Annotated in this window: 16 protein-coding genes and 1 pseudogene; 7 read left to right on the top strand and 10 right to left on the bottom strand. The window is 63.2% G+C overall.

The window, feature by feature from the left end; genetic code table 11:
- Positions 1-33: 33 nt before the first annotated feature.
- A complete protein-coding gene (gene crp, locus AB5S05_RS07070; RefSeq protein WP_369286798.1) occupies positions 34-678 on the bottom strand; it encodes a cAMP-activated global transcriptional regulator CRP in 645 nt (214 codons plus the stop codon).
- A 235-nt stretch (positions 679-913) separates the two neighbouring features.
- On the opposite strand from crp, the gene AB5S05_RS07065 reads away from it, so the two are divergent.
- A complete protein-coding gene (locus AB5S05_RS07065; protein ID WP_369286797.1) occupies positions 914-1,336 on the top strand; it encodes an OsmC family protein in 423 nt (140 codons plus the stop codon).
- Between the two features lie 70 nt (positions 1,337-1,406).
- Here the strand turns inward: AB5S05_RS07065 and coq7 are convergent, their stop codons facing one another.
- Together coq7 and AB5S05_RS07055 are read right to left on the bottom strand one after the other, a co-directional pair.
- Positions 1,407-2,054, bottom strand: a complete 648-nt coding sequence (coq7, locus tag AB5S05_RS07060; RefSeq protein ID WP_369286796.1) for a 2-polyprenyl-3-methyl-6-methoxy-1,4-benzoquinone monooxygenase — start codon at positions 2,052-2,054, stop codon at positions 1,407-1,409.
- 89 nt (positions 2,055-2,143) lie between these two features.
- On the bottom strand, positions 2,144-2,482 hold the full coding sequence (locus AB5S05_RS07055) for a histidine triad nucleotide-binding protein (RefSeq protein ID WP_369286795.1): 339 nt from the start codon (positions 2,480-2,482) through the stop codon (positions 2,144-2,146).
- Between the two features lie 79 nt (positions 2,483-2,561).
- On the opposite strand from AB5S05_RS07055, the gene AB5S05_RS07050 reads away from it, so the two are divergent.
- A complete protein-coding gene (locus AB5S05_RS07050; protein ID WP_369286794.1) occupies positions 2,562-4,043 on the top strand; it encodes an AAA family ATPase in 1,482 nt (493 codons plus the stop codon).
- Positions 4,044-4,055: 12 nt separating this feature from the next.
- Here the strand turns inward: AB5S05_RS07050 and AB5S05_RS07045 are convergent, their stop codons facing one another.
- The 4 genes from AB5S05_RS07045 to hemJ form a co-directional block, all read right to left on the bottom strand.
- Positions 4,056-4,847 carry an SDR family NAD(P)-dependent oxidoreductase gene (locus AB5S05_RS07045; RefSeq protein WP_369286793.1) on the bottom strand — a complete coding sequence of 264 codons (792 nt, stop codon included), beginning with the start codon at positions 4,845-4,847 and terminating at the stop codon, positions 4,056-4,058.
- 57 nt (positions 4,848-4,904) lie between these two features.
- Positions 4,905-5,873 (bottom strand): DUF805 domain-containing protein, encoded by a 969-nt coding sequence (locus tag AB5S05_RS07040; RefSeq protein WP_369286792.1) that lies wholly within the window; start codon positions 5,871-5,873, stop codon positions 4,905-4,907.
- 163 nt (positions 5,874-6,036) lie between these two features.
- A complete protein-coding gene (locus AB5S05_RS07035) occupies positions 6,037-6,999 on the bottom strand; it encodes an NAD(P)H-dependent flavin oxidoreductase (protein WP_369286791.1) in 963 nt (320 codons plus the stop codon).
- A gap of 26 nt (positions 7,000-7,025) precedes the next feature.
- The gene (hemJ, locus tag AB5S05_RS07030; RefSeq protein ID WP_369286790.1) at positions 7,026-7,454 is read right to left on the bottom strand and encodes a protoporphyrinogen oxidase HemJ; all 429 of its coding nucleotides are present in this window, start codon (positions 7,452-7,454) and stop codon (positions 7,026-7,028) included.
- A gap of 134 nt (positions 7,455-7,588) precedes the next feature.
- On the opposite strand from hemJ, the gene argC reads away from it, so the two are divergent.
- The 4 genes from argC (at position 7,589) to erpA (ending at position 10,210) form a co-directional block, all read left to right on the top strand.
- On the top strand, positions 7,589-8,623 hold the full coding sequence (gene argC, locus AB5S05_RS07025; RefSeq protein ID WP_369286789.1) for an N-acetyl-gamma-glutamyl-phosphate reductase: 1,035 nt from the start codon (positions 7,589-7,591) through the stop codon (positions 8,621-8,623).
- A 167-nt stretch (positions 8,624-8,790) separates the two neighbouring features.
- Positions 8,791-9,354: a DUF6776 family protein gene (locus tag AB5S05_RS07020; protein ID WP_369286788.1), complete on the top strand. Its 564-nt coding sequence runs from the start codon at positions 8,791-8,793 to the stop codon at positions 9,352-9,354.
- A gap of 9 nt (positions 9,355-9,363) precedes the next feature.
- Positions 9,364-9,786 carry a bactofilin family protein gene (locus tag AB5S05_RS07015; protein ID WP_369286787.1) on the top strand — a complete coding sequence of 141 codons (423 nt, stop codon included), beginning with the start codon at positions 9,364-9,366 and terminating at the stop codon, positions 9,784-9,786.
- 73 nt (positions 9,787-9,859) lie between these two features.
- The gene (gene erpA / locus AB5S05_RS07010; protein ID WP_369286786.1) at positions 9,860-10,210 is read left to right on the top strand and encodes an iron-sulfur cluster insertion protein ErpA; all 351 of its coding nucleotides are present in this window, start codon (positions 9,860-9,862) and stop codon (positions 10,208-10,210) included.
- Between the two features lie 75 nt (positions 10,211-10,285).
- On the opposite strand, the gene AB5S05_RS07005 is transcribed toward erpA, so the two are convergent.
- Complete coding sequence (locus AB5S05_RS07005) at positions 10,286-11,377, bottom strand: anhydro-N-acetylmuramic acid kinase (RefSeq protein WP_369286785.1); 1,092 nt, start codon at positions 11,375-11,377, stop codon at positions 10,286-10,288.
- A 5-nt stretch (positions 11,378-11,382) separates the two neighbouring features.
- Positions 11,383-12,807, bottom strand: coding sequence for a peptidoglycan DD-metalloendopeptidase family protein (locus tag AB5S05_RS07000; protein WP_369286784.1), 1,425 nt, complete (start codon positions 12,805-12,807; stop codon positions 11,383-11,385).
- 199 nt (positions 12,808-13,006) lie between these two features.
- Between AB5S05_RS07000 and tyrS the strand changes: the two genes are divergently transcribed.
- Positions 13,007-14,206, top strand: a complete 1,200-nt coding sequence (gene tyrS, locus AB5S05_RS06995; RefSeq protein WP_369286783.1) for a tyrosine--tRNA ligase — start codon at positions 13,007-13,009, stop codon at positions 14,204-14,206.
- On the opposite strand, the pseudogene AB5S05_RS06990 reads toward tyrS, so the two are convergent.
- Positions 14,187-14,460 (bottom strand): annotated as a pseudogene (locus tag AB5S05_RS06990) (hypothetical protein); the annotation flags it as partial. The gene tyrS and the pseudogene AB5S05_RS06990 sit on opposite strands and share 20 nt — an antisense overlap.

Raw genomic sequence — 14,460 nt, 5'->3', positions numbered from 1 at the left:
GGCGCATGCGCCGGCTTTTTTATGCCTATCGGCTCAGCGGGTGCCGAACACCACCATGGTCTTGCCCTTGACGTGGACCAGGCCCTGCTCTTCCAGGGCCTTGAGCACGCGGCCGACCATCTCCCGCGAGCAGCCGACGATGCGGCCGATTTCCTGGCGGGTGATCTTGATCTGCATGCCGTCCGGGTGGGTCATGGCGTCCGGTTGTTTGCACAGGTCGAGCAGGGTGCGGGCGACCCGCCCGGTGACGTCGAGGAACGCGAGGTCGCCGACCTTGCGTGTGGTATTGCGCAGACGCTCGGCCATCTGGCTGCCGAGGGCGTAGAGGATGTCCGGGTCCTGCTGGGTCAGCTCGCGGAACTTGGCATAGCTGAGTTCGGCCACTTCGCATTCGGTCTTCGCCCGGACCCAGGCGCTGCGCTCCTTCTCGGTGCCGTCCTTTTCGAACAGGCCCATCTCGCCGAAGAAGTCGCCGGGGTTGAGGTAGGCGATGATCATCTCGCGACCGTCGTCGTCTTCGATCAGGATGGTGACCGAGCCCTTGACGATGAAGAACAGGCTTTCGCAGCGGTCCCCGGCATAGATGATGGTGCTTTTCGCCGTATAACGGCGGCGGTGACAGTGTGCGAGGAGTTTGTCGAGATTCTTGATTTTAGGTGTAAGGGTAATTGCGACCATGCCCGAGTCCCGAAGATAAAAAGGTAAGCCTTTGTCTGACAGGCAATTTCTTATTAGTTATCTGGCGCAAGTGTGCCAGTAATCCGGCGCCAGCTTAACAAACGTGACCGGGTCTGGGCGGATTTTGCGACCTACCTAACATCTGGCCAGGGAACTCTTGCGTCCATGGCCGTATGGCGGGCGGGCAAACCCCCTGTGCTAAGCTGCGTCCCTTTTTAACAGCGGAGGCTTGGTAATGAAAGCGCGCATTCAGTGGGCCGGCGAAGCCCTGTTTCTCGGCGAGTCGGGCAGCGGCCATGCGGTGGTGATGGATGGCCCGCCGGAGAGCGGCGGACGCAACCTGGGTGTGCGCCCCATGGAGATGGTGTTGATCGGTCTGGGCGGCTGCAGCAACTTCGACGTGGTCAGCATCCTGAAGAAATCCCGACAGGCGGTAGAGAGCTGCGAGGCGTTCCTCGAAGCCGAACGCGCCAGCGAGGAGCCCAAGGTGTTCACCAAGATCCACCTGCATTTCGTGGTCAAGGGACGCGGCCTGAAGGAGGCCCAGGTCAAGCGCGCGGTTGAGCTGTCGGCGGAGAAATACTGCTCGGCCTCGATCATGCTCGGCCGTGGCGGCGTGGAGATCAGCCACGATTACGAGATCGTCGAGCTGGGCTGATGGCAGGCGGCGATCGCCGGCGTACAACGAACAAGGGCGCCGCTGGCGCCCTTGTTCGTTGCGTGTGCGCTCACAGGCGATAGGCGCTCTTGGTCATGACCTTGGACAGCAGGTTCATGCCGAACTTCACCGGCGCCGGGAAGCGCAGGCCGCCTGCTTCCAGGGCGCTGGTGGCGTGCTGCTGTTCGTCGATGCGCATCTGCTCGAGGATCGCCCGCGACTTCTCGTCCTTCGCCGGGATCTGTTGCAGGTGGTCGTCGAGGTGCTTGACCACCTGATCCTCGGTGGCGGCGACGAAGCCGAGGCTGACCTTGTCGCTGATCAGGCCGGCTACCGCGCCAACGCCGAACGACAGGCCGTAGAACAGCGGATTGAGCACGCTGGGATGGCTGCCGAGCTGACGGATGCGCTGTTCGCACCAGGCCAGGTGGTCGACTTCCTCGTCGGCGGCGTGTTCCATGGCGGCGCGCACATCCGGCAGCCGGGCGGTCAGGGCCTGGCCCTGGTACAGCGCCTGAGCGCAGACTTCGCCGGTGTGATTGATGCGCATCAGGCCGGCGACATGCCGGGCGTCCTGCTCGTCCAGTTCCGCCTCGGCCTGGACGATGGCTGGCGATGGCCGACCAGGCTGACCACTGAAGGGCAGCAGGGTGCGCAGCGCCGCATCTGCCTGCAGGAACAGGCGGTCGACGGGTGAATAATGGCGTCCACTGGCCATGGGGTACCTCCGGCGAAAACAATGCGCGCCAGTCTAGCGCAATCCTCGTTCAGGGGCTTGATCGGGGTCAGCTCGCTGCAGCGCTGCACTCAGCCCGGCGGCCAGTGCATCTGGCGCTGACCGAGCACATGCATGTGAATGTGGTAGACCGTCTGGCCACCCTGCTCGTTGCAGTTCATCACCAGGCGAAAGCCCTCTTCGCAGCCCAGCTCCCTGGCCAGGCGCTGGGCGGTGAAGGCGATATGGCCGACCAGGTTCTTGTCCTCCTCGCCCAGGTCGTTCAGGGTGCGGATATGCCGTTTCGGAATCACCAGGAAATGCACCGGGGCCTGGGGGCCGATATCGTGAAAGGCGACTACCTGGTCGTCCTCATAAAGCTTGCGCGCGGGTATTTCACCGGCGACGATCTTGCAAAACAGACAGTCCATGGACAGTCTCCCGGCCTGTTGAGTGAGGCCTCGAGTTTAGCGGCGGCCATGTGCCCCGACCAGTACACAAGGAGCAGGTGTGAAGAACGACATCCATGATCTGGGCCTGGTGCTCGACTCCAGGGTCAAGCTGATCCTGATCGAGTCCTGGGACGAGCCGCGTGTGCTGGAGACCCTCAGCGGTCTGGCGGTCAAGCGTGGCCTCGGCCTGTATACCTGGGCCGTGACCGAGGGCCTGCAGCGCCTGGGCTTTGGCGGCGAACCGGAGCAGGGCGCCAGCTGCGAGCCGGAGGCGGCGCTGCGCCTGATCAAGGCCGATGTGCAGCCGAATCTCTATGTGCTCTGTGACCTGCATCCGTACCTCGACGACAACCCGACCCTGGTGCGCCTGCTCAAGGAGATCGCCATGGGGGCCGGCTCGCACAAGCCGACCCTGGTCCTGGTTTCCCACGCCTGCCGACTGCCGCCCGAGGTGCAGCGTTACGCGGCCCGTTTCAGCCTGGCCTTGCCGTCCGAGGACGAACTGCTGGCGATCGTTCGCGAGGAAGCCGCGCGCTGGAGCGAGCGCAATCGCAACGCTCGAGTGCGCACCGATAACCGCACCCTGCAGCAGGTGGTGAAGAACCTGCGCGGCCTGAGCCATGGCGAAGCGCGAATCCTGGCGCGCAATGTGATCTGCGATGATGGCGCGATCACCCAGGAAGACCTGCCCGAACTGAACAAGACCAAGTTCCAGTTGCTCGACCTGGAGGGCGTGCTGAGCTTCGAGTACGACACGGCGCGTTTCGCCGAAGTCGGCGGCCTGGCCAACCTCAAGCGCTGGCTGGGCGAGCGCCAAGGCGTATTCCTCGAAGCCAAGGGCGGCGACCTGCCCAAGGGCGTGCTGCTGGTCGGCGTGCAGGGCGGCGGCAAGAGCCTGGCGGCCAAGGCGGTGGCCGGGCTGTGGGGCTTGCCGCTGCTGCGCCTGGATTTTGCCAGTCTGTACAACAAGTTTTTCGGCGAGACCGAACGCAACCTGCGCGAAGCCCTGCGGCTCGCCGAACAGATGGCGCCCTGCGTGCTGTGGATGGACGAGATCGAGAAGGGCCTGGCCAGCGGCGAGCACGACGGCGGGGTCAGCCAGCGCGTGCTCGGCACCCTGCTGACCTGGATGGCCGAGCGCAAGGCGCCGGTATTCATGGTGGCGACCGCCAATGTGATTGAGCGCCTGCCGCCCGAGCTGGTGCGCAAGGGGCGGTTCGACGAACTGTTCTTCGTTGACCTGCCGGACGCCGCCGTTCGAGCGGAGATCTTTCGCATTCACCTGGCGCGCCGCGAACTGCAGCCGGAGGGCTTCGACCTGGCGCTGCTGGCGGCGGCCAGCGGCGGTTTCTCCGGGGCGGAAATCGAGCAGGTGGTGGTCAGCGCGCTCTATGCCGGCCAGGCGCAGCAGCAGGCGGTCGATCAGGGCTTGCTGGTGCGGGCCATCCAGAGCACCGCGCCGCTGTCGGTGGTGATGGCCGAACAGGTCAATGCCCTGCGGGCCTGGGCCAGCGGCCGCGCGGTCGATGCCAACGGCTGAGGCAGGGGCGCGCTAGCCGTTGGCCATGACGCGCCGATTGAGCCGCCCGGCCAGTCGTCGCGTCAGCCAGCGTGGGAGCAGCCGTGGCACCAGTGCGATCAGTCGATTGCGCCAGCCGGGGATGATCAGTGCGCACTTGCTCTCCAGCGCGCGCACGGTAATCAGGGCGACTTCCTCGGCGCTCATCATCCTCTTGCCACCTTGCAGCGGGCCGTCGTCCATCTGCGCGGCGCGGAAGAAGGCGCTGCGGGTCGGGCCGGGGCAGAGCACCGAGACGCTGACCCCATGCTCCCTGAGCTCTTCGCGCAGCCCCTCGGAGAAGTGCAGCACATAAGCCTTGCTGGCGTAGTAGCTGCTCATCCAGGGTCCCGGCAGGAACGCGGCCAGCGAGGCGACGTTGAGGATATGACCGTTGCCCTGGCCGGCCATGACGTTGCCGATGGCGTGGCAGAGGCGGGCGAGGGCGAGGATGTTCAGCTCGATCAGCTGCTGCTCGCGACGCCAGTCCTGGGCGACGAAGGCGCCGCAGGTGCCGACGCCGGCATTGTTCACCAGCAGGTCGATCGGCCACTCGTTCTGCTCCAGTTCATGCAGCAAGCCCGACACCTGTAGCGGTTGGCTGAGGTCGCAGACGCGGAACAGCACCTCCACGCCGAAGCGCTGGCTCAGCTCGCAGGCAATGCTTTCCAGGGCCTGGCGGCGCCGGGCCACCAGAATCAGTGGGCGTCCGCGCCGCGCCAGGGCCTCGGCCAGAGCCAGGCCGATGCCGCTGGAAGCGCCGGTTATCAAGGCATAGTGGGGCATGGGGTTCTCCGTGATGGGGGCGGTTGGACCTCATGCGCTGGAGAAGGTTGCGCCGGCTCAGAGGCCGGCGCGGGTCATGTAGTCCTGATAGGCCGGAATGGTGATGGCGGCGACGATGCCGAGCACCGGTACCAGTAGCCAGAGCCAGGCCAGCAGCTTGACCGCACGGCTGTTGGGCGGCGGCGGCGGACCGAAGCGGTTGGCACCGCTATCGCCGGGCACTACCAGCAGCAGCAGGGCGAATACCCCGCCAACCACCGGCACCAGGTTGAGCAGCCAGAGCCAGGCGGACCAGCCGATGTCGTGCAGGCGCTGGGCGGCTATCTGGACGCTGACCACGACCATGCCGATGACGACCAAGGCCAGCAAGATGCCGCCGACTATCTGGGAGATGGCCAAGCCCATGCTCGCTACGCCGAGCAGCGCCAGGCCCGCGAGCATCAGGACCAGCGACCAGGCCAGGTAGCGCAGGCGGCCGATCCGTCCCTCGATACTGAATACCTCCAGCTCGCCGAACTCAGGCAGCACTTCCCCGACCGCCGACTGGGGTGATGCATAGGGGCTGTTGGCCGCGCCGGCTGCCTGCGGTGTTGTTGTGCTGACGGTGAGCGACGGCTGCTGAGCCTGGCGGGCGAGAAACTTGTCGATAATGATCCCGCAGGCCACGCACTCCGGGCCCTTGGCCTGCGCGTGGTCGCACTTGGGACAGATCATCGTGGCTGGATCTGCCGTTGGCGCGGCGGTGTTGGCGGGGGGATGGTCCTCGCTGTCCACCAGGCTCAGGCCGGCACCGGCCTCGGGTTCCTTGCGCGCCTTGGCGCCGGCCCGCTGCAGTGCGGCCAGGTACTGATCGGCCTCGTGCTCGTGCAGGTCGCGCTTGATCGCGATGTTACTGCCGCTGAACAATTGGTCGATCCGGCTGGGGTCGCTCTTGAACAGGCGGGCGAGGTTGTCCTTGGCGGTCTCCAGTGCCACTTCGGGCATCAGTTCGCCAGCGAAGACGATCTTGAATCGGGCTTGGGTCATGCGAGCTTCCTTGTCGGCGCAATTGGAGGAGATCTGCACAGCCTAGCCGTCCTGCGGGCCGGTGAACAAGCCGCCGGGCAGACAAAACGGTTCTGGTTCACAGCCCGCGGTGCGCCGTCAGGCGGCAGGTGCAGGCAGGTGACGTCGCCAGGCCGGTGGTGTTTCAGCGCGCAAGCACAGACGGCAGCTGTTGCGCCCGCTGGTGGGCGGCACGGTATTCGCGGTCGAGGCGCGCCACCAGTTCGGCGACGGTCGGCAGGTCATCGATCTCGCCGACGCCCTGGCCGGCCGACCAGACGGTCTTCCAGGCCTTGGCCTCGTCGCTGACCGGCTTGAGCTTCTCGCCGTAGTTGATCTCGCCCTTGTTCTGCAACTGCTGCAGATCGTAGCCGGCCAGCTCCAGGCTCTGGCGCATGAAGCTGGCCGGCACTCCGGAAACCGCCGGGGTGTGGATGATATCGGCGGCGTGGGCGCCAACGATCATCTCCTTGTAGGGCTGCGGTGCGGCGCTTTCCCGGGTGGCGATGAAGCGGGTGCCGAGGTAGGCCAGGTCGGCGCCGAGCAACTGCGCGGCGAGAATCTCATGGCCGTGATTGAGGCAGCCGGAAAGCAGCAGGGTCTTGTCGAAGAACTGACGAATCTCTGCAATCAGAGCGAAGGGGCTCCAGGTCCCGGCATGACCGCCGGCACCGGCAGCCACCGCGATCAGCCCGTCGACGCCGGCCTCGGCGGCCTTTTCCGCATGGCGACGGGTGGTCACGTCGTGAAACACCAGGCCGCCGTAGCTGTGTACCGCATCGACCACCTCCTTGACCGCTCCCAGGCTGGTGATGACGATGGGCACGCGTCGCTCGACGCAGATCGCCAGGTCGGCCTGCAAGCGCGGATTGCTGCCATGCACGATCAGGTTGACCGCATGGGGCGCCGACTGCTCATCGAGCCCGGCCTCGATTTCCGCGAGCCAGTCTCGGAAGCCGCTGCTCTCGCGCTGGTTGAGCGCCGGGAAACTGCCGACGATGCCGTTACGGCAGCAGGCCAGCACCAGCTGCGGGTTGGAGACCAGGAACATGGGGGCGGCAACCACCGGCAGGCGCAGGCGTCGTTGGAGCAGGGCGGGCAGGGACATGGCGGTACCTTCGGGGGCTGGGGTAATCAGAACGGGCGCACGACCACCAGGATGACGATGGCCAGCAACAGCAGCACCGGTGCCTCGTTGAACCAGCGGTAGAACACATGGCTGCGTTGGTTCTCGCCACGGGCGAAGCGCTTGAGTTGGGCGCCGCACATGAGGTGGTAGCCGATCAGCAGGATGACCAGGGCGAGCTTGGCGTGCAGCCAGCCCTGGCTGAAGTAATAGCTCGGGTTGAGGCTGATCAACCCGATGCCGAATGCCAGGGTGGCGAGCATCGATGGCTGCATGATGCCGCGGTACAGCTTGCGCTCCATCACGCAGAAGCGATCGTGACTGACTTGGTCGCCACTCATGGCGTGGTAGACGAACAGGCGCGGCAGGTAGAACAGCCCGGCGAACCAGCAGACCATGGAAATGATGTGCAGGGCTTTGAGCCACGGATAGAGCATTGTCCGACCCCAAGGAAATTTAAGTGCCTCGATAGTAGTGGCCAGCCCCTCATTCGTCATCACTGGCGGTTGGCCCCTGGCCGATGCGGCTTTATCATCGGCAATTCTCCAATGGTTTCTGCAAGGGGCACGTGATGGTCAAGGTCGGTATTGTCGGTGGCACGGGCTACACCGGTGTCGAACTGCTGCGCCTGCTGGCGCAACATCCGCAAGCACAGGTGGCGGTCATCACTTCGCGCTCCGAGGCGGGGGTGCGCGTCGACGCCATGTACCCGAACCTGCGTGGCCATTATCCGGATCTCGCCTTCAGCGAGCCCGATGTCGCCACCCTGGGGGCGTGCGATGTGGTCTTCTTCGCCACGCCCCACGGTGTAGCCCATGCCCTGGCCGGCGACCTGCTGGCGGCCGGTACCAAGGTGATCGACCTGTCCGCCGACTTCCGCCTGCAGGACGCCACGGAGTGGGCCAAGTGGTATGGCCAGCCGCATGGTGCGCCCGATCTGCTGCCGGAGGCGGTATACGGCCTGCCGGAAGTCAACCGCGAGGCAATCAAGCAGGCGCGTTTGATCGCCGTGCCGGGCTGCTACCCGACGGCGGCGCAGCTGGGCCTGGTTCCGCTGCTGGAGGCGGGCCTGGCCGACGCCACGCAGCTGATCGCCGATTGCAAGTCGGGGGTCAGTGGCGCCGGCCGTGGCGCCAGTGTCGGTTCCTTGTTCAGCGAGGCCGGTGAAAGCATGAAGGCATACGGCGTTGCCGGTCACCGCCATTTGCCGGAGATTCGTCAGGGCTTGCGTCGTGCGGCCGGCGGTGAAGTGGGCTTGACCTTCGTGCCGCACCTGACGCCGATGATCCGCGGTATCCACGCGACCCTGTATGCGAACGTGGCGGACCAGTCAGTCGACCTGCAGGCTTTGTTCGAGCAGCGCTATGCCAGCGAGCCCTTCGTCGATGTGATGCCGGCCGGCAGTCATCCGGAAACGCGCAGCGTGCGTGGTGCCAACGTCTGCCGTATCGCCGTGCACCGGCCGCAGGGCGGGGACCTGGTGGTGGTGCTGTCGGTGATCGACAACCTGGTCAAGGGCGCCTCGGGCCAGGCGTTGCAGAACATGAATATCCTCTTCGGCCTCGACGAGCAGCTCGGCCTGTCGCACGCGGCCCTGTTGCCCTGATGAGTGGCTGGGAGGTCCGGCCGCGGGACTCTCGGCGGGCCGGACGGCTGCGTGCTGTCCTGCTGCTGCTGATTCTGGCCGTTCCCGCGGCATTCTATGCCGGCAGCTGGTGGCAGGCGCGCAGTAGCCAGGCCGATCTGGCGGAGTACCAGAGGCTGAGTGGTCTGGTGCTCGAGCAGGAACAGGAAATCGATCGACTGCGCCAGCGTCTGGCGGTGGTCAGTAGTGGTGAGACGGTTGCCCAGCAGGCCAATGAGCAGAACCGCCTGGCGATCAAACTGCTGGAAGAGCAGATATTCAAGCAGCAGCAGGATCTGGCCTTCTACAAGGGGGTGCTGGCCCCGGCCAGTCGTCGCGAGGGCTTGCGTATTCGTACCTTTGAGCTGCAGGCCACGGATATTAAAGGCGTTTTCCGCTACAAGATACTCCTCAGTCGGGTCGGCAAGGACGACCAGCCGTTGGCGGGCCAGTTGCGGGTAACGGTAGAGGGCCGTCAGGGAGGCAAGGAGGTCAGCCTGGAGTTGGCGAGCTTGGCCCAAGGCGATGCTGATGGGGCGCGCGAACAGGCAATCCCCTTCGCCTTCAAGCACTTCCAGGCGATTCCGGAAGCAGGACGCTTCGCCGAACTGATGTTGCCTGAGGGCTTTTCGCCTCGTCAGGTCAGGGTGCGTGCCGAGGTCAAAGGCGAGAAGCCGCTCGAGCGCACATTCAAATGGATCGACGCAGAGTGACGATTGCCCATGTGGAGTAAAGACAAAAGTAAAACCAACCTGCAGCGCTTCAGCGGCAAGACCAGCCTGATCGCGGCCGGGGGGGTGCTCAATGGTGACTTGCGTTTCCTCGGAGCCGTTCAAATCGATGGCCGGATCAATGGCAATGTGCTGACCAGCGACGGCATGGTCAGGGTCAGTATGGAAGGGCAGGTCGAGGGTGAGATCCGTGCCTCGCACGTGGTGATCGACGGCGAAGTGATAGGCGATGTGCATGCTGCCGAACACCTCGAGTTGGGCGCGCGGGCTCGTGTACGCGGCAATCTCTACTACGGGCTGATGGAAATGGCCATGGGCGCGCAGATCGAAGGGCGTTTGTGTCATTTGAAAGACGACGCGCGTCCCTTGGAACTGCCGGATGTTTTGAATGCCGCGCCGTCGGACAATAGTTGACCGCTTTTCTAGGGTAAGCGGATAATGCAGGGCCTCAACGCAGTATGGCGCTTGGCGCCGGGAGATAGTCAGCATGAGCGTCGAAACCTTCACCCCCACAGCTTTGCAGTTCACGCAGGGCGCGGCGAACAAGGTGAAGAGCCTGGTCGATGAAGAGGGTAACCCCCGTCTGAAGTTGCGTGTATTCGTGACCGGGGGCGGCTGCTCGGGGTTCCAGTATGGCTTCACCTTCGATGAAGAGGTCGCCGACGATGACACCATCGTCGAGCGCGAAGGGGTGAGCCTGGTTGTCGACCCCATGAGTTTCCAGTACCTGGCTGGCGCCGAGGTGGACTATCAGGAGGGGCTGGAAGGTTCGCGCTTCGTAATCAAGAACCCGAACGCCACGACTACCTGCGGCTGCGGCTCGTCGTTCTCGATCTGATTCCGCTTCAGTGACGCCAGTAGACGCCGCGCCAATGCGCGGCGTTGTCGTATCTGCACTTTGCGAGTTGGCGGGTCAGGCCGGGTAGATGGCCCCAAGCACCCGCGGGCCGCGGGCACCGGTCACGCTTGGGCGGTTGGCGGCGATGCCCTCCAGGCAGCAATGCGCCAGCCAGGCGAATGCCATGGCCTCGACCCAGTCGGCGGGAACGCCATAGGCTTGCGTGCTGCTGACCCGGCAGCCGGGCAAGAGTTCGCCCAGGCGCGTCATTAATGCCTGGTTGTGGGCGCCGCCACCACACACCAGCAACTCTTCGGTATCGCGCTGTGCCTGTTGCAGCGAGGCGACGATGCTGGTGGCGGTCAACTCCAGAAGAGTCGCCTGGACATCCGCTGGCGCATAGTCGGGGAGGTCGATCAGCTTTCGATCCAGCCACTCGAGATTGAACAGCTCGCGCCCAGTGCTCTTGGGCCCTTGATTGTGAAAGAAGGGGTCAATCATCAGCGTTCGAAGTAGCCGGGACTGGACCTGACCGCTGGCGGCCCATGCGCCGTCACGGTCATAGTCTTCTCCGCGCTGGCGCTGGATCCATGCGTCGAGCAGCACGTTGCCGGGTCCGCAATCGAAGCCATGGACGGGTTGCCCCGGTTGGAGCAGGCTGAGGTTGCTGAAGCCGCCGACGTTTAGCACTGCGCGCCGTCGGGGCGGGTTATTAAACAGGGCTTCATGAAAGGCCGGCACCAGAGGCGCACCTTGCCCGCCCGCCGCCATGTCGCGGCGGCGGAAGTCGCTGATCACGCTGATACCGGTCAATTCGGCGAGCAGGGCCGGATTGCCAATCTGGATGGTGAAGCCCTGTGTGGGCTCGTGGCGCACGGTCTGGCCGTGACTGCCAATCGCCCGGATCTGCGCGGGGCTCAGGCTCTGTTGCTGCAGCAGCGTGGCAATGCCTTGGGCTGCTAGTCGCACCCAGCGCTGCTCGGCCATGGCCGCCCGCGCTAGCTCGTCGGGGCCTGGGGCGCATAACCCCAGTAGTTCTGCGCGCAGGTCGGCGGGCATGGGCAGGTAATGGGTGGCGAGCAGCGTGGTGCTGCCGTTCTGCTCGATCAGGGCGATGTCCAGCCCATCCAGGCTGGTGCCAGACATCACGCCGAGGTAGTGCGGCATCTGGATCAGCGCTTGTTGAGGGCGAGCTGGGTCGAGCGTTCCTGGTCCATGCGGGCCATCAGCGGCTTGCTGAGCTGCAGGAAGCGAGCCTTCTCGCTGCTGGCGATGGGATCTGCCATCGGCAACTTCTGGCTCAAGGGGTCAACGTGAGTGCCGTTGACCTGGAACTCATAATGCAGGTGCGGTCCGGTGGACAGGCCGGTAGTGCCGATATAACCGATGATCTGTCCCTGTTTTACCGTGCCGCCGGTGCGGATGCCTTTGGCAAAGCCCTGCATATGAGCATAGAGGGTTCGATAGCGGCTGCCGTGTTGCAAAACCACGGTGTTGCCATAGCCGCCTTTGCGGCCTGCAAGGGCGATCTTGCCATCCCCTGCCGCCTTGATCGGTGTGCCGCGCGGGGCCGCGTAATCAACACCCTTGTGGGCCCGAATCTTGTTCAGGATCGGATGGCGGCGGCCATTGGAGAAGCGGGAACTGATACGGGCGAAATCGACCGGCGTGCGAATGAACGCCTTGCGCATGCTGGTCCCGTCGGCGCTGTAGTAGCTGCTACTGCCCTGCTTGTTGGTATAGCGGACAGCGGTGAAAGTCTTGCCGCGGTTGGTGAAGCGAGCGGAAAGGATATTGCCGGTTCCAACCGGTTTGCCGTTGACGACTTTTTCTTCGTAGATCAGCTCGAACTCGTCGCCTTCGCGAATATCCAGCGCAAAGTCGATGTCGTAGCCGAATATGTTGGCCAGGTCCATGGTCAGGCTATGCGAAAGCCCCGCACGCTTGGCGGACAAAAAGAGCGAGCTGTTGATGACGCCATGGGCATAGGCCGATCTGACTTCCGGTTTCACCAGGTCGCGCTTGAAGGTATAGCCCTTGTCGCTCTTGGTCAGGCTAACGCTCTCCAAGTCGCTGAGCTTGCTGCTCAAGCTTTCCAGCTGGCCGTCGCGGTCGAGGCGAAAGTGCAATTCCTGGCCAACTTTGAGGCGACCGAGCTGTTTGGCTTCCTTGCTGCTGTTAAGTGCCTCATGCAGGTCGTTGGCGGACAGGCCCACTTTGGCGAACACCGTCGACAGGGTGTCGCCGTTGGCCACTCTGACGACCTGCTCGGTTGGGGCGTCGACAGTTTGGGTGGTGTCCGAGCGCTCGAGCTTGGGTTGTGCGATACCGGTCTGGCTGGCGTCAGGTTGAGTCTCAATCTTGGCGAAGGGCGACGAGCTTTGATCTTGGGCCAGCGCTAGTGGGTCCGCTTCACCCGGCTGTGCCTGCACCAGTTCGGCGTCGCCGTCGAGCTCGAGTGTCAGGTAGGTCTTCTTGGCTTCCACTTCCCGTGACGGGAACACCAGCAGGGCTAGGCTGAGGAGCGCAGCAATGCCGCTCGCCGCCAGGATGTGACTTTTAGGGTACGGAGGCGGCGATTTTCGTGTGCTGGTCATAGGCGGCTTTTGACTTTGAAGAGGTGAAAATGAAATGAAGGTAAATATGAATATAAGGCAATTGTATAAAATATAACCAAATGGTCTACGAGGCAACCCTTGAAGGCTTGCTAGGCGCTAGGGAAGGGCAAAACTTGTCATTTGTCCGCGATCTTGTATGGTTGGTTCCCTTTTGGTTCGAGTGGTCGTGAGTCCTGTCATGAAGTCGGTTGAAGAGCAGCTGGCGCTGATCAAGCGCGGTGCGGAAGAGGTACTGGTTGAGTCCGAGCTGGTTGAAAAGCTCAAGCGCGGTCAGCCATTGCGGATCAAGGCGGGCTTCGATCCGACGGCGCCGGACCTTCATCTTGGGCATACGGTGCTTATTAATAAGCTGCGCCAGTTTCAGGAGTTGGGGCATCAGGTTGTCTTTCTGATCGGTGACTTCACCGGGATGATCGGTGATCCGAGTGGCAAGACTGCCACGCGTCCGCCGCTGACTCGTGAGCAGGTGCTGGAGAATGCCGAGACCTACAAGGCTCAGGTGTTCAAGATTCTCGATCCGGCAAAAACCGAGGTCGCATTCAACTCAACCTGGATGGATAGGCTGACACCAGCTGATTTCATCCGTCTTGCCTCGCAGTACACAGTCGCGCGGATGCTTGAGCGTGACGACTTCAACAAGCGTTACTCGACCAATCAGCCGATTGCCATCCATGAGTTCCTCTACCCCTTGGTTCAGGGGTACGACTCGGTGGCCCTGCAGGCCGATGTCGAGCTGGGTGGAACCGATCAAAAATTCAACCTGCTGATGGGGCGAGAGCTTCAGCGCTCGTACGGCCAGGCGTCGCAGTGCATTGTCACCATGCCGCTGCTCGAGGGGTTGGATGGTGTCAAGAAGATGTCCAAGTCATTGGGCAATTATGTAGGCATCCAGGAGTCGCCGGGTGTCATGTATGGCAAGCTGGTCTCCATTCCTGATGTGTTGATGTGGCGCTATTTCGAATTGCTCAGCTTCCGCTCCATGGAAGAGATTGAGCAGTTCAAGGCTGACGTAGAGGCTGGCGCGAATCCGCGGGATATCAAGATAAAATTGGCTGAAGAGATCGTCGCCAGGTTCCATGGTGAAGAAGCGGCTGCCAGTGCGCATCGTTCGGCGGGCAATAGAATGAAAGAGGGCGAGTTGCCCGAGGATCTGCCGGAAGTGCAGCTGGAGGCTATCGAGGATATGCCTATTGCGGCACTGCTGAATCGGGCCGGACTGGTTAAGAATGCCGCAATGGCTCGTGATTTGCTGGGCTCCGGCGGTGTGCGTGTCGATGGCGCTGTGGTGGACCGTGCTTTCGTTTTCAAGCTTGGGGCTACCCATGTCTGTCAGGCTGGCAAGAAGGCTTTTGCAAAAATCACGCTAAAGCCGGAATAAAGCTTGACCGCTTCCTTGTGGTGCCTATAATGCGCACCACTTCCGGCGCAGGCCTTTCGGAAAACCTTTTGTAGATCAATTGGTTATGTTCGAAAAGAGCTGTTGAAGCAGCGAAAAGCTGTGTAGAATGCGCCGGGCTGACGGGGTGGTGGTTTGATCCTGTTGGCGCTTCGATCGAGGTGATCGAAAGCGGATGAAAAGGGCGGTTGACAGCGGATTGAAACGCTGTAGAATTCGCCTCCCGCTGACGAGGA

Source organism: Pseudomonas zhanjiangensis (genome assembly GCF_041027545.1).
Classification (GTDB): Bacteria; Pseudomonadota; Gammaproteobacteria; order Pseudomonadales; family Pseudomonadaceae; genus Aquipseudomonas; species Aquipseudomonas zhanjiangensis.
The sequence above is the reverse complement of the archived record's forward strand: the minus strand, read 5'-3'. Positions and strand labels throughout refer to the sequence as shown.

Coding starts and splice junctions, on each gene's coding strand:
- crp (WP_369286798.1), bottom strand. CDS start 678: ATGGTCGCAATTACCCTTACACCTAAAATCAAGAATCTCGACAAACTC.
- AB5S05_RS07065 (WP_369286797.1), top strand. CDS start 914: ATGAAAGCGCGCATTCAGTGGGCCGGCGAAGCCCTGTTTCTCGGCGAG.
- coq7 (WP_369286796.1), bottom strand. CDS start 2,054: ATGGCCAGTGGACGCCATTATTCACCCGTCGACCGCCTGTTCCTGCAG.
- AB5S05_RS07055 (WP_369286795.1), bottom strand. CDS start 2,482: ATGGACTGTCTGTTTTGCAAGATCGTCGCCGGTGAAATACCCGCGCGC.
- AB5S05_RS07045 (WP_369286793.1), bottom strand. CDS start 4,847: ATGCCCCACTATGCCTTGATAACCGGCGCTTCCAGCGGCATCGGCCTG.
- AB5S05_RS07040 (WP_369286792.1), bottom strand. CDS start 5,873: ATGACCCAAGCCCGATTCAAGATCGTCTTCGCTGGCGAACTGATGCCC.
- AB5S05_RS07035 (WP_369286791.1), bottom strand. CDS start 6,999: ATGTCCCTGCCCGCCCTGCTCCAACGACGCCTGCGCCTGCCGGTGGTT.
- hemJ (WP_369286790.1), bottom strand. CDS start 7,454: ATGCTCTATCCGTGGCTCAAAGCCCTGCACATCATTTCCATGGTCTGC.
- argC (WP_369286789.1), top strand. CDS start 7,589: ATGGTCAAGGTCGGTATTGTCGGTGGCACGGGCTACACCGGTGTCGAA.
- AB5S05_RS07015 (WP_369286787.1), top strand. CDS start 9,364: ATGTGGAGTAAAGACAAAAGTAAAACCAACCTGCAGCGCTTCAGCGGC.
- erpA (WP_369286786.1), top strand. CDS start 9,860: ATGAGCGTCGAAACCTTCACCCCCACAGCTTTGCAGTTCACGCAGGGC.
- AB5S05_RS07005 (WP_369286785.1), bottom strand. CDS start 11,377: ATGCCGCACTACCTCGGCGTGATGTCTGGCACCAGCCTGGATGGGCTG.
- AB5S05_RS07000 (WP_369286784.1), bottom strand. CDS start 12,807: ATGACCAGCACACGAAAATCGCCGCCTCCGTACCCTAAAAGTCACATC.
- tyrS (WP_369286783.1), top strand. CDS start 13,007: ATGAAGTCGGTTGAAGAGCAGCTGGCGCTGATCAAGCGCGGTGCGGAA.